This is a genomic window from Actinoplanes regularis (genome assembly GCF_900188005.1).
In the GTDB taxonomy this organism is placed as follows: Bacteria; Actinomycetota; Actinomycetes; order Mycobacteriales; family Micromonosporaceae; genus Actinoplanes; species Actinoplanes regularis.
Genome location: NZ_FZNR01000001.1, coordinates 223,772 through 238,162 on the forward strand (window position 1 = coordinate 223,772; position 14,391 = coordinate 238,162).

At 71.1% G+C, this 14,391-nt stretch carries 11 protein-coding genes; 3 read left to right on the forward strand and 8 right to left on the reverse strand.

Features of this window, described 5'->3' with window-relative positions; translation table 11 throughout:
* Positions 1 to 120: 120 nt before the first annotated feature.
* Positions 121 to 1,797, reverse strand: coding sequence for a heparinase II/III domain-containing protein (locus CHC09_RS00970; protein WP_143232175.1), 1,677 nt, complete (start codon positions 1,795 to 1,797; stop codon positions 121 to 123).
* A 91-nt stretch (positions 1,798 to 1,888) separates the two neighbouring features.
* On the reverse strand, positions 1,889 to 2,554 hold the full coding sequence (locus CHC09_RS00975; protein ID WP_089291017.1) for a TetR family transcriptional regulator: 666 nt from the start codon (positions 2,552 to 2,554) through the stop codon (positions 1,889 to 1,891).
* A gap of 85 nt (positions 2,555 to 2,639) precedes the next feature.
* Here CHC09_RS00975 and CHC09_RS46060 point away from each other — a divergent pair, with 85 nt between their 5' ends.
* Both CHC09_RS46060 and CHC09_RS00980 read left to right on the forward strand, forming a co-directional pair.
* Positions 2,640 to 2,795: a hypothetical protein gene (locus CHC09_RS46060; protein ID WP_179276908.1), complete on the forward strand. Its 156-nt coding sequence runs from the start codon at positions 2,640 to 2,642 to the stop codon at positions 2,793 to 2,795.
* Positions 2,796 to 2,812: 17 nt separating this feature from the next.
* Positions 2,813 to 3,079, forward strand: a complete 267-nt coding sequence (locus CHC09_RS00980) for a hypothetical protein (protein WP_089291018.1) — start codon at positions 2,813 to 2,815, stop codon at positions 3,077 to 3,079.
* Between the two features lie 77 nt (positions 3,080 to 3,156).
* Here CHC09_RS00980 and CHC09_RS00985 read toward each other — a convergent pair whose 3' ends face one another.
* Genes CHC09_RS00985 through CHC09_RS01005 form a run of 5 tightly spaced genes read right to left on the reverse strand, consistent with a single transcriptional unit; the run spans position 3,157 to position 10,846 of the window.
* Positions 3,157 to 4,683, reverse strand: coding sequence for a vWA domain-containing protein (locus CHC09_RS00985; protein ID WP_089291019.1), 1,527 nt, complete (start codon positions 4,681 to 4,683; stop codon positions 3,157 to 3,159).
* Positions 4,680 to 5,813, reverse strand: a complete 1,134-nt coding sequence (locus CHC09_RS00990) for a hypothetical protein (protein WP_143232176.1) — start codon at positions 5,811 to 5,813, stop codon at positions 4,680 to 4,682. The genes CHC09_RS00985 and CHC09_RS00990 overlap by 4 nt, the downstream gene beginning before the upstream one ends.
* Positions 5,810 to 8,254: a hypothetical protein gene (locus CHC09_RS00995; RefSeq protein ID WP_089291021.1), complete on the reverse strand. Its 2,445-nt coding sequence runs from the start codon at positions 8,252 to 8,254 to the stop codon at positions 5,810 to 5,812. Before CHC09_RS00995 ends, CHC09_RS00990 begins: the two co-directional genes overlap by 4 nt.
* Position 8,255: 1 nt before the next feature.
* Positions 8,256 to 9,335: a hypothetical protein gene (locus CHC09_RS01000; protein ID WP_089291022.1), complete on the reverse strand. Its 1,080-nt coding sequence runs from the start codon at positions 9,333 to 9,335 to the stop codon at positions 8,256 to 8,258.
* A 26-nt stretch (positions 9,336 to 9,361) separates the two neighbouring features.
* Complete coding sequence (locus CHC09_RS01005) at positions 9,362 to 10,846, reverse strand: hypothetical protein (protein WP_089291023.1); 1,485 nt, start codon at positions 10,844 to 10,846, stop codon at positions 9,362 to 9,364.
* A gap of 500 nt (positions 10,847 to 11,346) precedes the next feature.
* Here CHC09_RS01005 and CHC09_RS01010 point away from each other — a divergent pair, with 500 nt between their 5' ends.
* Positions 11,347 to 12,936, forward strand: coding sequence for a protein kinase domain-containing protein (locus CHC09_RS01010; RefSeq protein ID WP_179276909.1), 1,590 nt, complete (start codon positions 11,347 to 11,349; stop codon positions 12,934 to 12,936).
* Between the two features lie 51 nt (positions 12,937 to 12,987).
* On the opposite strand, the gene CHC09_RS01015 is transcribed toward CHC09_RS01010, so the two are convergent.
* Positions 12,988 to 14,391 carry a TolB family protein gene (locus tag CHC09_RS01015; RefSeq protein ID WP_203833028.1) on the reverse strand — a complete coding sequence of 468 codons (1,404 nt, stop codon included), beginning with the start codon at positions 14,389 to 14,391 and terminating at the stop codon, positions 12,988 to 12,990.

The window sequence follows — 14,391 nt, forward strand, 5'->3', positions numbered from 1 at the left end:
TACCTGAAATCGACGCCTCCTTCATCGGCCGTGCCTCAGCCAGACCTAAGGTCTGGAGCCGGCTCGAAGCCGCGGATGCGACCACGGCCACACTCGCCCTTCGCCCTTCGCGGTTCCCTGTTACTTGACTGTGAACGTGGTGATGCTCGACCGGCGGTAGGAACGCACGACGATCTGCGGACCCGGCGTCATGACACCGGCGGTGGGGAAGTGCCATCCATTGATGGGATTCGTCTGCGCCTCGAGGATGCCCGAAACACGCCCGGTGGTGGTCACGGTGAGTTTCCGGCCGGACGGGTGGCCGAAGGTCAGCGTGGTGCCGTTGACCTTTCCGGAGGTCTGCGTCCAGCCCGGAGCCAGGTGCCAGTGCTGCCGCCACAACGCGGACTTGGGGAACGAGTCGGAGACCCGAATGCGGCGGGTGTCGCGGTTGACATTGATGTTGCGCGTGTGCGGGGTGTTGTAGATGGTGTCGGTGAAGGTCCAAGCATGCGCGGGAGCCTGCACCTTCGCCGCCGTCAACTTCGCGGTCTGGCCCAGGCGGACGGTGCCCTTGTCCGGTACGGCGACGTTGTGGCTGGTCGGGCTGATCATCCAGACGTACCAGGGCGATTCCTTGTCGTAGGTGAACTTGCCGGGCCCGACCAGCACCCGGGTTCCCATGGTGGTCCAAGTGACGCCGCCGGCCCGGTCCTCATGGCCGTGGGCGCGCCGGGGCGGCCCGTACCGGATGGTGTAGTAGCTGGTCAGCGGGTCGGTCCAGGACCACCGGCCGATCACGTGGCCGGTCTGGTCGTCGCGCAGGACCCGCGGGGTGGTGAGGGTGCCGACCTGGCCGGGTTGCTCTTCGGAGTCGCCGATCTGCACGATCTTGCCGTCCGGCTCGGTCTCCCACGAGTACGCCACCCAGGCCTTGGCGACGGTCTTCATCAGCTCGTCCGCTGTCGCCACGGTGCCGGGCGAGTCGCCGAGCACCGCGGCCGCCCGCTCCCACAGGGCCGCGTTCACGCCCTGATAACCGGAGGACTGCTCGTACGCCAACCCGGCCCGGGAGAAGGCGAGCGGCGCCTCGGCCGCCATCCGCTCGACGGCTGTGTCCGTCCACAACGACATGCCGAGCAGGTCGCCGGCACGGACGAGCTGCAGGTTGGCCATCAGCCCGTGGTTGTGCACCGGAGAGTTCGGCGGCCCGTAATAGCGCGAGCCGAGCAGGACCGCCGCGTCATCGGTCATGCCGGGGATCAGCTCCACCGCCTGGGTCAGGCTGTACAGGCAGCTCTCGGTCTCGAGCCGGCGCAGCGCACTGCCCTCGTCCCAGCCGGAAGTGCTGGTCTCCGGGTCGGGGTCGTCGCGGTGGAAGTCCACCGCCTGGGCGACCAGCGCGGCCAGCGACTGTGACTGCCCGTCCTGGGCCGCACGCCGGGCGAGCGGCCGCATCCACATCAGCCCCTGGAAGTTGAGCCGCCAGGACGGATCCTTGACCGGCGGATTCCGCCAGGTCGCCGCGTCGATCTTCCCGACCGTGAACGGCTCGGCCGAGCCGATCGTGACGACGATCGGCTCGCCGTCCGGCACCGGCTCGGGAGCGGCCGGCCCGCATCGGGCACTCGCGGTCGGATCGGCCGCCTGTACGGAGTGAGTGGGTGGCACGTACAGCTGGAGGATCGCTCCGAGCTCCTCGAAGGTCACCGGGTCCAGCGGCAGGACGTGTGGGTCGTCGGCGCTGGCCGGGAGCGGATCCGCGAGCACGACGCCGGCGGCGAGCACAGCGGTGACCAAAGCCTGAAAGATCCTCACGCGGCTTATCACACACCGTCTGACCTGCGGTTGTACGGCGTTCTTGCCACTTGGCGCTCGACCGTCGCCGCTCACCCGTCCAGATGGTGCCTCAATCCTCCGTGGCCCAATGCCGGGCGCCCAGCACGATCAGCCGCAACTGGCGACTTGCCGCGTCGACCACCCGCGCCTCGGCGTCGGCGGAGTCCGGCGGCGCGTCGAGCAACGCCGCGGCCGTCCACACCATGTGGTTGACGATGAGGCTGGTGACCATCCGCAGGTCGGTGGCGATCCATCGGTCGAATTGCGGGCCGCCGAGCAACTTGTCGCCGGCCAGATCGGTGGCCAGCTCGGCGGCGAACAGATCGAGCTGCTCGGCGATCGCGGCGCGGACCGCCGGCACGCCGCCGTGACGCTCCCGGGCGATGAAGCGGAAGTGCTCCCGGTGGTCGTGCACCTGCCGGGTGAGGATGCCGATCGACCGGTTGATCACCTCATCGCTGGAGCTGAGCCCGTCCCGGACGGTGCGTATGGTGGCCCGCAGGCTGCCGAGGCACTCGTCGACCAGGGCCACGCCGAGGCTGTCGACGTCGGGAAAGTGCCGGTAGAAGGCGGTCGGGGTGACCCCCGCCGCACGGGTGACCTCCCGCAGGCCGATGCTGCTCAGGCTTCGTTGCTCCATCAGGGACAGTGCCGCGTCGAGCAGCGCCTGCCGGGTGCGCGCCTTCTGCTCCGGCCGGGTGAGCCGGTCGAGGGGCGCCGGGTGGCGGTGGTTCATGTCACTCAGTAAACACCTGTCCACTGAGATGGCGGAGACCTATGGTGAATTCAGTAAACAACTGTCAACTGAAAGGGGGCAGCAAATGGCGGCACTGATGGCCACGATCGCGATGATCGCCCTGATCGCCGGCCCGGCCCTGTTCACCGGACAGCCACTGCTCATAGCGGTGGGCGTGCTGCTGGCCGCCGCCGTTCTCCTCGTCACCCGGCGCGCCGCGGCGCTCTCCCGGCGCCACTGACCCAAGGAAGGACCGCCATGAACTTCGTCAAACGCGTCGGCAGCCTCGACGACCGCGCGGTGGGGTCGCTGGCACTGGGCGTGGCCGGCCTGTTCTTCTTCAACGTCGTGTTCGGGCCGACCGCCATCGCGCTCGGCGCGATCACCGCTCGCCGGCACGGCTCCGGCACGCCCAGCCGCAACGCCGGCCTGATCGCGGTCGCGCTCGGAGTCGCCGACCTGATCGTGCTGGCCGTCCTGATCACCACCCAGATCCGGCACGGCAGCCTGGTCTGGCACGTCTAGCAGGACCGCTCGGAGCCCTTCCGGAAGCGCCCCTTGCCATGAGTCATGGCGAGGGGCGCTTCCGCGTAATCACCGCGCTAGGCACCGCGGGGGCGGTGGCGGACGTCGACGCTGCCGAGGATCACCCGTTTACCGGCGGAGAGGGTCTTGACGGCGGCGGAGCCGATCGCGGGGGTCCAGGTGACGGCCATCTTCGCCGTGCCGTCCTCGCGGACGCCCCGCAGATGGAGCGTGCCGTCGCCGACCGCCTTGCGGACCGTGCGCCGGTTGTGGAGCGTCACCGTCGTGGTCTGGCCGTCGCGGAGTTTGATGTCGAGGTCGCCGGACATCAGCGGCCGGGCCCGGTGGTAGCGGACGAGCGGCCACACCGCGGCGACGACCGCCAGGACGAGCAGGACCAGCCAGTACGCGTTCGGCACCCCGCGACTGCCGGTGCCGGCGACTTCGGCCTGGGCGGGGGTGATCGTCGAGGTCAGCTTCGAGGCCAGGTCACCGCCGGCGAGGTCCAGCCAGGGCGCGCTGATCCGGCCGTTCAAGGAGACCGTGCCGGCGAGGGTGACGTCCTCCCGCAGGATGGTCCGGCCGCCCGGCTGCGGCAGGTTCGCGGTGAGCACGACGGTGGCGGCCTGGCCGCCGGCGGGGATGGTGACGGTGGCCGGGTCGGCGGTGACCGGCACTTCGACGGCACGGGTCCCGTCGTCGTCGGTGACCTTCACGCTGAGGGTGCCGGTCAGGTCCGCCACCTTGGCGGGGCCGCTGCCCGAGACGGCGAGCCGCACCGGGAGCCGCACCCCGGCCTGGGTCGGGTCGAGGCTGTGCACCCCGTCCGGCCAGGTGATCGTGACGGTCTTGTCGAGCTCACCCTTGCTGGACAACAACTGCCGGGCCTTCTCCGCCCGCGCCGACTCCTTGGCCTGATCGAGGTACACGGTCGTACTCGCTCCCGGGTTGATCTGCTCCCCGGAGGGGAACGCCTGCTGGAGAACCGACAACGGCGTCGGGCCGTGGCACTGCTTGGCCTTCAATTCGAGGGGTACGGCGTACGCGTGCACCGGCCGGGTCCCCTCCAACTCCCGCACCCGGGATCGCACCGGCGCCCAGGTCGAGGCCGGCGGGAGTGCGCATTCGGCGAGACCGGGCGCCGACGGGTCGCCGTCGGTGAGCAGGACCACGGTGGCGACCCGGCCGGCGGCGCTGGTGTCCCTGGCGAGGTGGTCGACGGCCCAGTTCAGTGCGGTGAGGAAGTCGGTGTCTTTCTGGTCGGGCGTGTCCAGCCCGGCGATGGCCGCGCTGCTCTCGCTGGATTTCGCGGGCAGCCACGGCTGCGGGTCGGGTTGCGCCCCGAACGGCACGAAGGCCAGCCGGTCACCGGAGGCGAGCGATCCGGAGAACGTGGTCAGTTCCTTCTTCAGGTTGCTGAACGACGGCCGCATCGAGGTCGACGCGTCGATCAGGAACAGGTAGTCGGCCCCGACGTCGTCCACGCCGAGCGCCGCATACATGGCGCCGCGACCCTCGTCGGCGGACGCGGGGACGGGTATGGCGACGGCCAGCGCGGCGGTGACCGCGACGGGGACGGCGAGGCGGCTGAGCAGCGTTGTCACGAACTGGCCTTTCCGGCGTCGAGGGGCACCCGCAGCGGTTCCGCGCCCGGCGGGGTGAACAGGAGCGCGAGTCCGGCCTCGTCGAGCACGGCCGCGACCCGGTAGAGGCCGGCGGGCAGGTTCGGTTCCGTGGTCACGTCGAGCGGCCGGTAGCCGTCGGCGGTGAGCCGGACCGTCAGGACGGAGCCGGCCGCCACCTCGACCTCCAGGTCACCGTGCCCGCCGGCGGGCGGGGAGCCGGGCGTACCGGTGCGAAGGGTGTCGGGGTCGGCGAGCCGCTGCCAGCGGCTGCTCAGGTAGCCGTCGGTGATGTCGTGGACCGGCAGTTCCACCCCGAACGGGCAGACGTCGTCGACGGTGACCGCGGCGGCCGCGATGGCGGCGGCGCCGACGGCGACGGCGGAAGCCGGGGCCTGCAGGCGGATCTCCCGTACGGGGGCTGGGTGCTGGGCGGTGACGGCCTCGGTCACCAGTTGCCGCGGTTCGGGGTCGCCGAGCACGATCAGGTCGAACGGGACCGGCCCGATCAGACCTACGGCTTTCATCACGGCGCCGCCGATCCGGCCGGCCCGGTCGAAGGCCTTCGCCGGGCTGGACACCCCGGCTGTCGGGTGTGGGCGGACCTGCTGGCCGATGGTGTTCAGGACGGTCACGACCGCGCCGGCGTCGTCGAGGTCGCAGACGACCAGTGGGGTGCCCGGTTCGGAGTGGAGGCGGGCACCGGTCAGAGTGGCGTAGGCGGCGACGGCGAGGGGTACGCCGACGATCCGGAGGACGGGCAGCCGGACCGTTGTGGTGAGCAGATCGTGCAGGGCGTGTACGGCGGCGGGGTCGTCGCTGAACAGGCCGGGGACGGCGACCACGGTGGGCACCCCCGCACCGGGTGGGGTCTGTGCCGCGAGCAGCCCGAAGTAGTGGCCGGCCGTACCGGTGTCGCCCTGGTGCAGCAGGGTCGCCACGTCGCTGCCGGTCAGCACCCGATCTCCCGGTGCGGCGGTCTCCGGGACGCCGAGCCGGACGGCCGAGCCGCGGTAGGTGAGTTCGGACGGCAGCGTGATCGGCTCGCTCCCCAGCGGCCAGGTGGCCACGACGGTCCGGGCGGGCCGCCAGTCGATACCCGCTCCGCTCACCGCCGCACCTCCCGGTCGCCGGGTGACCAAAGCCTCCGAACGGTGGCCCACAGCTGCTCCCACCAGCTGTACTGCGGGTCATCGGCCGGCTCCGGCGGGGCCTGCAACAGTTCCCGCAGGTCGGTCATGAGCCGCTGTTCCTCGGTCAGCGAGGCGATCTCTTTCTCGATGCGGTCAGCCTCCTTCGTCACCTCGGCCAGGATCCGGCGGCTGACCCGGTCCTGGGTGCGACGCGGCAGGGCGATCAGCAGCGTGGTGGCGCCGGCCCGCATCGCCCGAAGCCCGGTCTCGCCGGAGAGCTGGGAGCCGACCTCGCCCGTCAGGTCGTACAGCTGTTCCGCGTCGCGCGCGCCGGGCCAGGCGCTCAGTTCCGGCCACAGCGAGACCGGCTCGCAGCCCTCCCGGAGGGCACAGGCGACGGTTGCGGCCAGGTCGGCGCGGGAGACCCCGGCCTGGGCGGCGAGCCGGACCGAGCGCAGCCGGACGAGCTGCCTCAGTCCCGGATGGGTGTCCAGTGCCTGAACGATCAGCTCGTTGGTGCTGTGCCGGTCGAGCAGGTCGGGCCGGTCCTCGACCACCTGGGCGACGGCGTCGAGCACCTCGTCGTGCTCGAAGCGGCCGGAACGCAGGAGCAGGTCGAGCAGGATCACGGCGTCCTCGGTGGCGTCGGGATGTGCCAGCCACCGGACCAGGTTGAGGCGGACCCGTTCGGCGCTCTCCGGGAAGCGGGTCACCTGGTCGGCGAGGTACCGGGCGTACACCTCGGTCCGCGCGAAGGGCGAACCGGAGCGCAGCCCGGGCGGTAGCGTCTGCCCGGAGATCAGCAGTACGAAGTCGGCGCTGGCCCGGCTCGCCGAATCGGCGACCGGCAGGGTCTCGAGCCAGAGCCCGCACGGGTTTCGCTTCGGGGTGTGTGTCGCGGCGGCGACGAGGTCGGACAGCAGCGTTTCGAGCGCCCGCAGGGCGGGGTGCCGCTTTCCGGCCAGATCGGCGGCGACGGCCAGCCAGTGCGGGTCGGTGACGTCGGGCCGGGACCCGCGATTCCCCATAACGGCGTCGACCAGCAGTTTCGTCCAGTCGGGCGCGTGGTCGGCGCCGGCAAGCCAGCGTGGCACCTCGGTCCCGGTGAGCCGGACCAGTTCCGCGCACTGGTCCTGCCGCGCGGTCTGCAGCAGCCGGGCGCGGGTGGCGTCGGCGGCGAGGACGGGCACGACGGCGGCCAGCAGGGCGGCGACCGGGGCGGTGGCGCCGTACCGGTCGAGCAGTGGCAGCAGGACCCGGTCGGCATCGGCGACCTCGACCGGCACGATCGCCGCCTCGATCCACTCCGCGGAGAGGGTCTGCCGGCGTTCGCGGTCACCGACGGCGTCGATCAGTAACGTCTCGGTGCCGGGCAGCCACTGTCCGGCGACCCGGTTCAGGTCCTCGGCGTCGCCATGCTGCAGCAGATGCCGCAGGAAGGCGCCGTGTGCGGGCTTGGGGAGCCGGTCGGTCAGCGTGTTCGTGTCGACGAGCAGGCGTACCTCGTCGAGTTCGACGGGTTCACGACGCAGCAGGGCGTCGCCGACCTCGGTGAGCCGGTCCATCCGGGCGAGGTAGGCGGTACCGGCCTGGGCGGCGGCCTTGCCGAGCTTGTGTGACAGTGACGGGGCGGCGGTCAGGTAGGCGACGACCTTCTCGACCGGGTAGATCGCGAACAGACGTTCCAGCATCAGCCGGTAGGCCTCGGCCTCCGGGAACGCCCGCAGGTCAGGCATCGTGTCCGGGTGGACCAGCTCGGCGTCTCGCTCGGCGGCACGCCCGACCGCGATGATGTACGGGCCGTTGGTGTCACGGTTGATGCCGGTCGTCACCACGAGGGTGTTGCGAACCGGTGCGGGCAACAGCGCCACGATCCCATCGAGCAGGCGGGCGGCCTGCTCGGGTGTGTCGCCGTCCCGGGTGATGACCCGGACCCGGGTACACAGGGCCAGCGCTGCCACGGCGGCCGCCCACCGGCGAAGGTCCGGATCGACGGTCAGGTCACCGAGGTCCGCCCCCACGATGGGCGGCGGGTCGGTGGAGAGCGCGGCACGGTCGCGGCGGTGTTGCTGCCAGAGGGTACGGGCGTAGCCGGCGAGCGCCTCCATCCCGGGCGGGCCGGGCAGATCGAGGCGCAGGTAGAGCACCGCCAGAATCGGGCGGCCGCCGACGTCCCTGCCTTCGGTCCAGTCCCACCAGCACACCCTGGTCCGCGGATGGGGTTCGGCCGTCGACGCGAACGACACCCACGGCAGTCCGCCCTCGTGGCCGGCCGATGGCGGGTTACCGAGTGACAGCGCCCGGATCTCATCGTCGATCCCGCTCAGTTCCTCGCCGAAGCTGCCGGAGTCGATGACCGAGTAGTCGCGGTCGCTGCCGATCTCCTTGCTCCACCAGGCCCACGCGTCGACCACCGCCACGTCACTGCTCCGACCGGATCGACTCGTACAGGTCGATCAGCGTCTCCCAGACGTTGATCGGGTTGTGGCTGCGGATGCTGCCGTCACCGACGACGTTGTTGGAGTCCTCCTCGTCGAACCCCTCGTCCGGGTCGATGTAGAAGCCGATGGACGAGATCACGTGGAACTCCAGGCGCTCCGGCCGGAACCGGGCGTTGATGATCTCGGGAATCCGGGCGTCGTTGGCGCCGACGCTCTTACGGCAGAGCAGCTCGAAGAACGCCTTGGCGGGGTCGCCGCTGGCCACGGTCGGCTGCCGGCCCTCGTCCATCATGACCAGGCCGGCGTCCCTCGCCTCGGCGTAGACCACCGGGTCGTCGAACTTGGTCACGCAGACCGCGACGTGGTGCGGGAGGCGGCCCTTGTTGCCCTGTTCGGCGAGCTTGGCGTCCAGGCCGCGCATCAGCCGGTTGAAGTAGCGGAACGTCGCCACGAGTTCCTTGCCGGGCTCGGTGCGCTCCTTGACCGCCGCCGGGATCATCCGGGTCGGGTCGATCAGCAGGATCAGCCCACGGGCGTCGGCGAGCGGGCCGAGGATCCCGGTGGTGCCCGGCGCCAGGAAGTTGCCGCCGGGCGGATCGACGACGACCAGCTCGAACTCCAGCTTCTCGCCGGGTTCGAGGACCGAGCGGGCCAGGATCCGCTTGCGCACCCGGTCGCGGTACTCGCCCCGGATGGTCCACGTCTCGGTCGCGGCCTCGACCGTCGCCGTCGGGAACCGTTGTTCCTCGACGGACGCCTGCAGTTCGTCGATCAGCGCCGAACCCGCCGACGGGACGATCGCCCGCCAGTCGCCGTACACGTCCGGGTCGGGTCCGCCGTCGAGGATCGCCGACAGGAAGGTCGTCTTGCCGCCACCGGCTCGCCCGACCAGCACGATCTGCGTCTGATCCGCGGACGGCCCGCGGGTGGGCGCGGCCGGCATCGGCCGGGCCGCCGGCATGGGCCGGGGTCCCGGCATCGGCCGGGCCGCCGGGCGCTGCGGGTTGGTCGATGCTGCCGACTCGGACTCGTACGGGTCCTCACGGAACGCGGATGTCATTGTGGTTCCTAGCTTCGTCGGGACGCTTACGGGACCGGCTCGCCCAGGGCGAGCCGGAGGTTGATGGGCTCTTCGTCCGGGGCGAGCAGCTGTTCCAGGACCTCCTGCAGGTGGGGTGCGCTCATCACCGGTGTCCGCGGTGACAGCAGGGCCCATACCTCGTCGGCCCACCCGCCGCCGGCACGCCCGCCGGGGCCGCCGCGCTCGGCTGCCGGGCCGGTGAGTGCCGGGATGATCTCGGCGCCGGGCGGCAGAGCGGCGACCAGCCGGTCGAGGTCCAGGTCGGCCAGGCATTTGATCAGGCTGGGCTTCTGCTGGGCCGGGTGGGCGGGCCGACCGGCGAGCACGACGATCACTTTGCGGGCGGCGGGCCGCCAGTCGAGCCCGACGGCGACGGCCAGGGCCTCCTCCAGCGGGGCGGTCAGGCCGCGTGCCGCCATCAGCGGCCTCATCTCGGCGAGCCGGGCCAGCGCGTCGCGCGGGTCGCCGAGTCCCTGCTGGACGAGGTCGACGTCGAGGCCGCGGCGCAGGTGGTCGCCGTATCCGACGACGGCGGCGCGCACCGAGGCGGTTCGCCCGGCCATCCGGGCCAGGTCGCCGACCACGGTACGGGCGACACCGAGCCGGTCGGTGACACTGCCGTTCTGGCCGACGGGCTGCCCGAGCTCGACGGTGACCAGCACGTCGACTTCGGTTCGGCTCTCGTCCAGGCGCAGCAGGTCCTCGAGGTGCGCCGCGGACGCCCAGGCGGCCCGGCCGGGACGCGCCGCGGGGTGGACGATCCGGACGGTGCCGGGGCCCTCCTGCCGGACGGTCAGCATCGCCTGTTCGCCCGGGCCGAGGGTGAGGGCGGCCACGTCGACGACCGCTGCCGGGTCGGCCGGGTCGGCTCCGTGCCGGACGACCGGTACCAGGGTCTCGCTCCCGTGCGGCGGCCCGTAGACGACAACCTGCTCGGAACGGGTGTCGCCGGCCGCGACGACGGCCCGGGGCAGGACCCGCTGCGGTCGGGCCTCGGCGATGCCGGTCGTGCCCGGCCAGCCGAGCAGCACGTCGTAGCCCTCGGGCCGGGGCACCCCGGCCATGATGTGGGCGCTGAGCCGGTTCAGGTCGGTCAGGCTGCTCTGCCAGGGCAGGGTCAGGTCGGGGGCGAGTCTGCGCAGGGCGGCGCGTGCGGCCTGTTCGAGCAGCACCCAGCCGGCGGGCGGCTCGACCAGGATGAGGGGCCGGACGACGTGGGCGGCGAGCTGGTCCAGCGCCTCGGCGACCGCGGCACGCCAGGCGGTCCGGCTGACCGGGGCCCGGCCGACACCGCCGGCGAGCTGGAACAGCTGCTTCTCGTGGTGGCCGGGGACCTCCGCGCAGACCTGGTTCCACAGTCGAGACCAGACCGGCGCCAGGTCGGGAATGGAGTCGGCGGCGGTCGAGAGAGTCAGGCCACGGACGTCCACTTCGAGGAACGACATCCGGGTGTGGGCCTCGGTGTCGCGCAACGCGTCCACCATGCCCATGAGAGTGACCGTTTTCGATTCCTTGGCGACGTGGCGAGGGCGGCCGTCGCCGGGTCCGGTCCGGACATATTTCACCAGTCGCGCGTAACCGACCCGTGGATCCGGGTCGAGGGCGACTCCGGCTACCGTCGCGGCCCGCAGATCATATTCCTGCCGAGCCCGGGTGAGAGCGGTGTCGAATGCCGTTTGCCGGGCTGCCGAAAGTGAACCCGCACGGACGGTGGAAAACAATTCCCAGTCGCACACTTTGCATCTAAGTGGACGTTGCGGAACCTCAATCGGCGGTTCCGCGCACACTGGACAAGGTCGCCTATCCAGCGACGTTACCACCATCCGGGACCCTCTCAGCTCGCCGTCAGGCTACCGACTGTACGAGGATCGGTGACACATGGGAATGCTTGCACTCTCAACCGAAGGGGTAGAAAATCGCAACCGGAACTAGACCGGCCGTCTGATTGCCGAACTGGATCAAAGGGCGTGGTGTGGGCACGATGGCGAAAATGATCATTAGAATTTGCGGCCGAGATCCAAATGCCCCCGAAACGCTCTACCACCTCGGTTCCCCGCTCGCCGAGGGCGGCCAGGCCGTCGTCTACCCCGGACGCGGCCCGGGGCCCGACGGTCCGAAAGTGACGGTCCGGGTCTGGCGCGGCCCGGCCGCCGGCGATCCCCGGCCCCCGGAGGTCCAGTACGAGTCGTGGAACAAGGGCGCGGTCATCCTGCGAACCCTGTCCACAGTGCCCGGCATCTGCCGCAGCATCGACGACTTCATCGGCCACGTCTGGGATGCCGGCGGCCGGCCGGACGGCGAGCCGGTGCCGGTGCAGGTACTGGAGTGGATCGAGGGGCAGAGTCTCGCGCAGCGGATGGACACGGCGCTCGAGGCGAGACCCGGCGACGAGCTGGACGGCACCGGGATCCTGCGAACGCTCGCCGGCGTGCTACGCGAGCTGAGCAGACGCGGCCCGATCATCCACCAGGACATCGAGCCGAACAATGTGCTCGTCACCGAGGACGGCCGGGCCGTCCTCATCGACTTCACCAGCGCCCGCAACCAGGGTGCGCTCAGCCGGACGGTCGGCAAGCTCAACTTCGCGAGCCCTGAACTGCTCGGCGCCCTGGCCCGGCAGAACGGCATCCCGTGGGACGTCCCGGACGCGGACACCAGTGTGGCCTCCGACGTGTTCGGGTTCGGCACCGTCGCCCTGTGCCTGATCAGCCGGGTCTCACCACGTACCGGATGGGTCGCCAACCTGGACGGCGTCAGCATGCCCGCCGAGGTCCGCGCGCACCTGATGACCGGGGTGCTCGCGCCACTCAGCGAACGGACCCCGGTTCACGGGCTGGAGACCTGGATCGACGACCTCGTCCGGATCCTGCACGACACCGGCTGCGAGACGCCCGGCGTCCGGTGGGACCTCACCACCGCTGCCGTCCCATCGCCACCAGCGCCGCCACTTTCGCGGACGGCGCCGTTCGATCCGTTCCTCGACGAGGCGGATCCACACTTCCGTACCATCGCCGATCTTGAAATTGCGGCCGTCGCCCGGCCTCGAACCGCCGCCCTGCCCGCAGCGCCGCAGACCCGCGCCGTTCTGACCCTCGCCGGATATCCCGTCCCCGCACCTCCCCAGGAGAAACCCGCGGTCGTACCCGTCCCCCGGCCCCGGCCGGCCCCCGCCCCGAGCATCCGGGATCTTCCTGATCCCGAGCCGCCCGGGACGCGGGACCTGCCATCAGCGACGCGGGACCTGCCACCCGCCGGCGTCGAACCGGACCAGCCGCTGAGCCGGAGGCAGCGATATCTGCTCGGCATCGAGTGCGTCCAGATCCCGGCGGTCGCCGCGGCCGCCGCGTGGGCCGTGTGGATCGTCGCGACCGGTCGGATCGCCGAGGGCGGCGGCTACGGGCCGATCTTCCTGATCGGCCTGTTCGCCGCGGCGGCCGAGCTGGTGTGCTGGATGTTCGGCCTGCGGGTCGCCGAGCGCAGCCCCGGGCTGTTGGAGAGCATCGCCTTCCACCGGGCGCTGCACACGCCGGCCGGGTTCGTTTTCGCTTTCGGTGTCCTCGGCTTCGCCTTCGTCTTCTGAGGCGGCGGCCTCAACACCCCTTGCCCGTTGTACGCGGAGTGCGGTACCGCGTCAGTTGCCTCGGTCGCGCAGGAAGATGTGCGGCAGGACGTAGTGGAATTCATCGTCCGCACCGGGCACCAGGTTCCGGGCATACGAACTGAACGCCACGAACCGGCCGTCGGCGGAGATCGACGGGTCGCGGCTCTCGTCCGTCGCCTGCGTGCCGTCGTCGGCCGAACTGGCCAGTTCGATGCCGCCGGTCCGCACGTCTCGTACGAAGATGTCCCACTTGCTGTTCCCGTCGTGGGGAACGAGCCCGTCCTGGCCAGACGTGAACGCGACGAACCTGCCGTCGGCGGAGATCGCGGGCCGCACCGTCGGAGTCCGCCCCGGGGTCTCGGCGGGTCGCAGGAACGCCTCGCGGCTGGCCCAGGTCAGTGCACCGGTGTTCAAGTCGCGGACGTAAATGTCGGCCTGATTGTTGGTGTCCTCGGGGACCAGATTGCCGTCCGCCTCGAAAGCCACGTGGCGGCCGTCGCCCGAGATTTGCGCGACCAGGCTGGGCCCCGGGGCCTGGGTACCGGCCGCGGTCACGCTGACCCGCTCGGTCTCTGCGGTGGAGCGGTCGTGCACGAAGACGTCGGCGGCGTGGTTCGTGTCCGGACGCAGGTCCAGATTGGGGGCCGCGGAGACGAACGCGATGTAGCGGCCGTCGGCCGAGATCGAGCTCTGGGTGACGATGTCGGTCGCCTCCCGGCCGTACGAGTCGACACTGACCCGCTCGGTACGTCCAGTCTGCCGGTCGACGACGAACGCATCGTGTACGTCGTTGGTGTCACCGGCCACCAGGTTGGTGGCGACCGATTCGAACACGACGAAGCGGCCGTCGCCGGAGAGACTCGGGTTGAAGCTCTCCCAGTTCGATTCCTCGCCGCCCCTGCCCTGGCTGACCCGCTCCGTGGTACCGGTCTGCCGGTCGTGGACGAAGACATCGGGCCAGCCGTTGGTGTCGCCCGGTACCAGGTTCGTCGACTTGGAGATGAACGCGACGAACCGGCCATCGGCAGAGATCGACGGAGCATCGCTGTCCCCGGTGCCTTGGTGACCGGCGGAATCGACGCTGACCCGCTCGAGGGTACCGGTCTGCCGGTCCTGGACGAAGACGTCAGACGAGCGGTTGGTGTCGCCGGGGACCAGTCGCTTCGACGTCGACCGGAACGCCACGTACCGCCCGTCGGCCGACACCGAGGGCGAGTCGCTGCTGCTGTCCATGTCGGGCTTACCGTCCGGAGTGACGACGACCGCCGTCGTAGTGCTCGCGATCCCGTCGGCGTGCGCCGGAACCCCGGCGGCCGCGGAGCCGGCGGGGACCGCTCGGGCGGATGCGGCGGTGGCGGTGAGTCCCACTCCGGCGAGCAGGGCGACGCCGCCGATGATCGCGCGCTTCAGTGCCCGTGCGGGTCGCATCCTCAT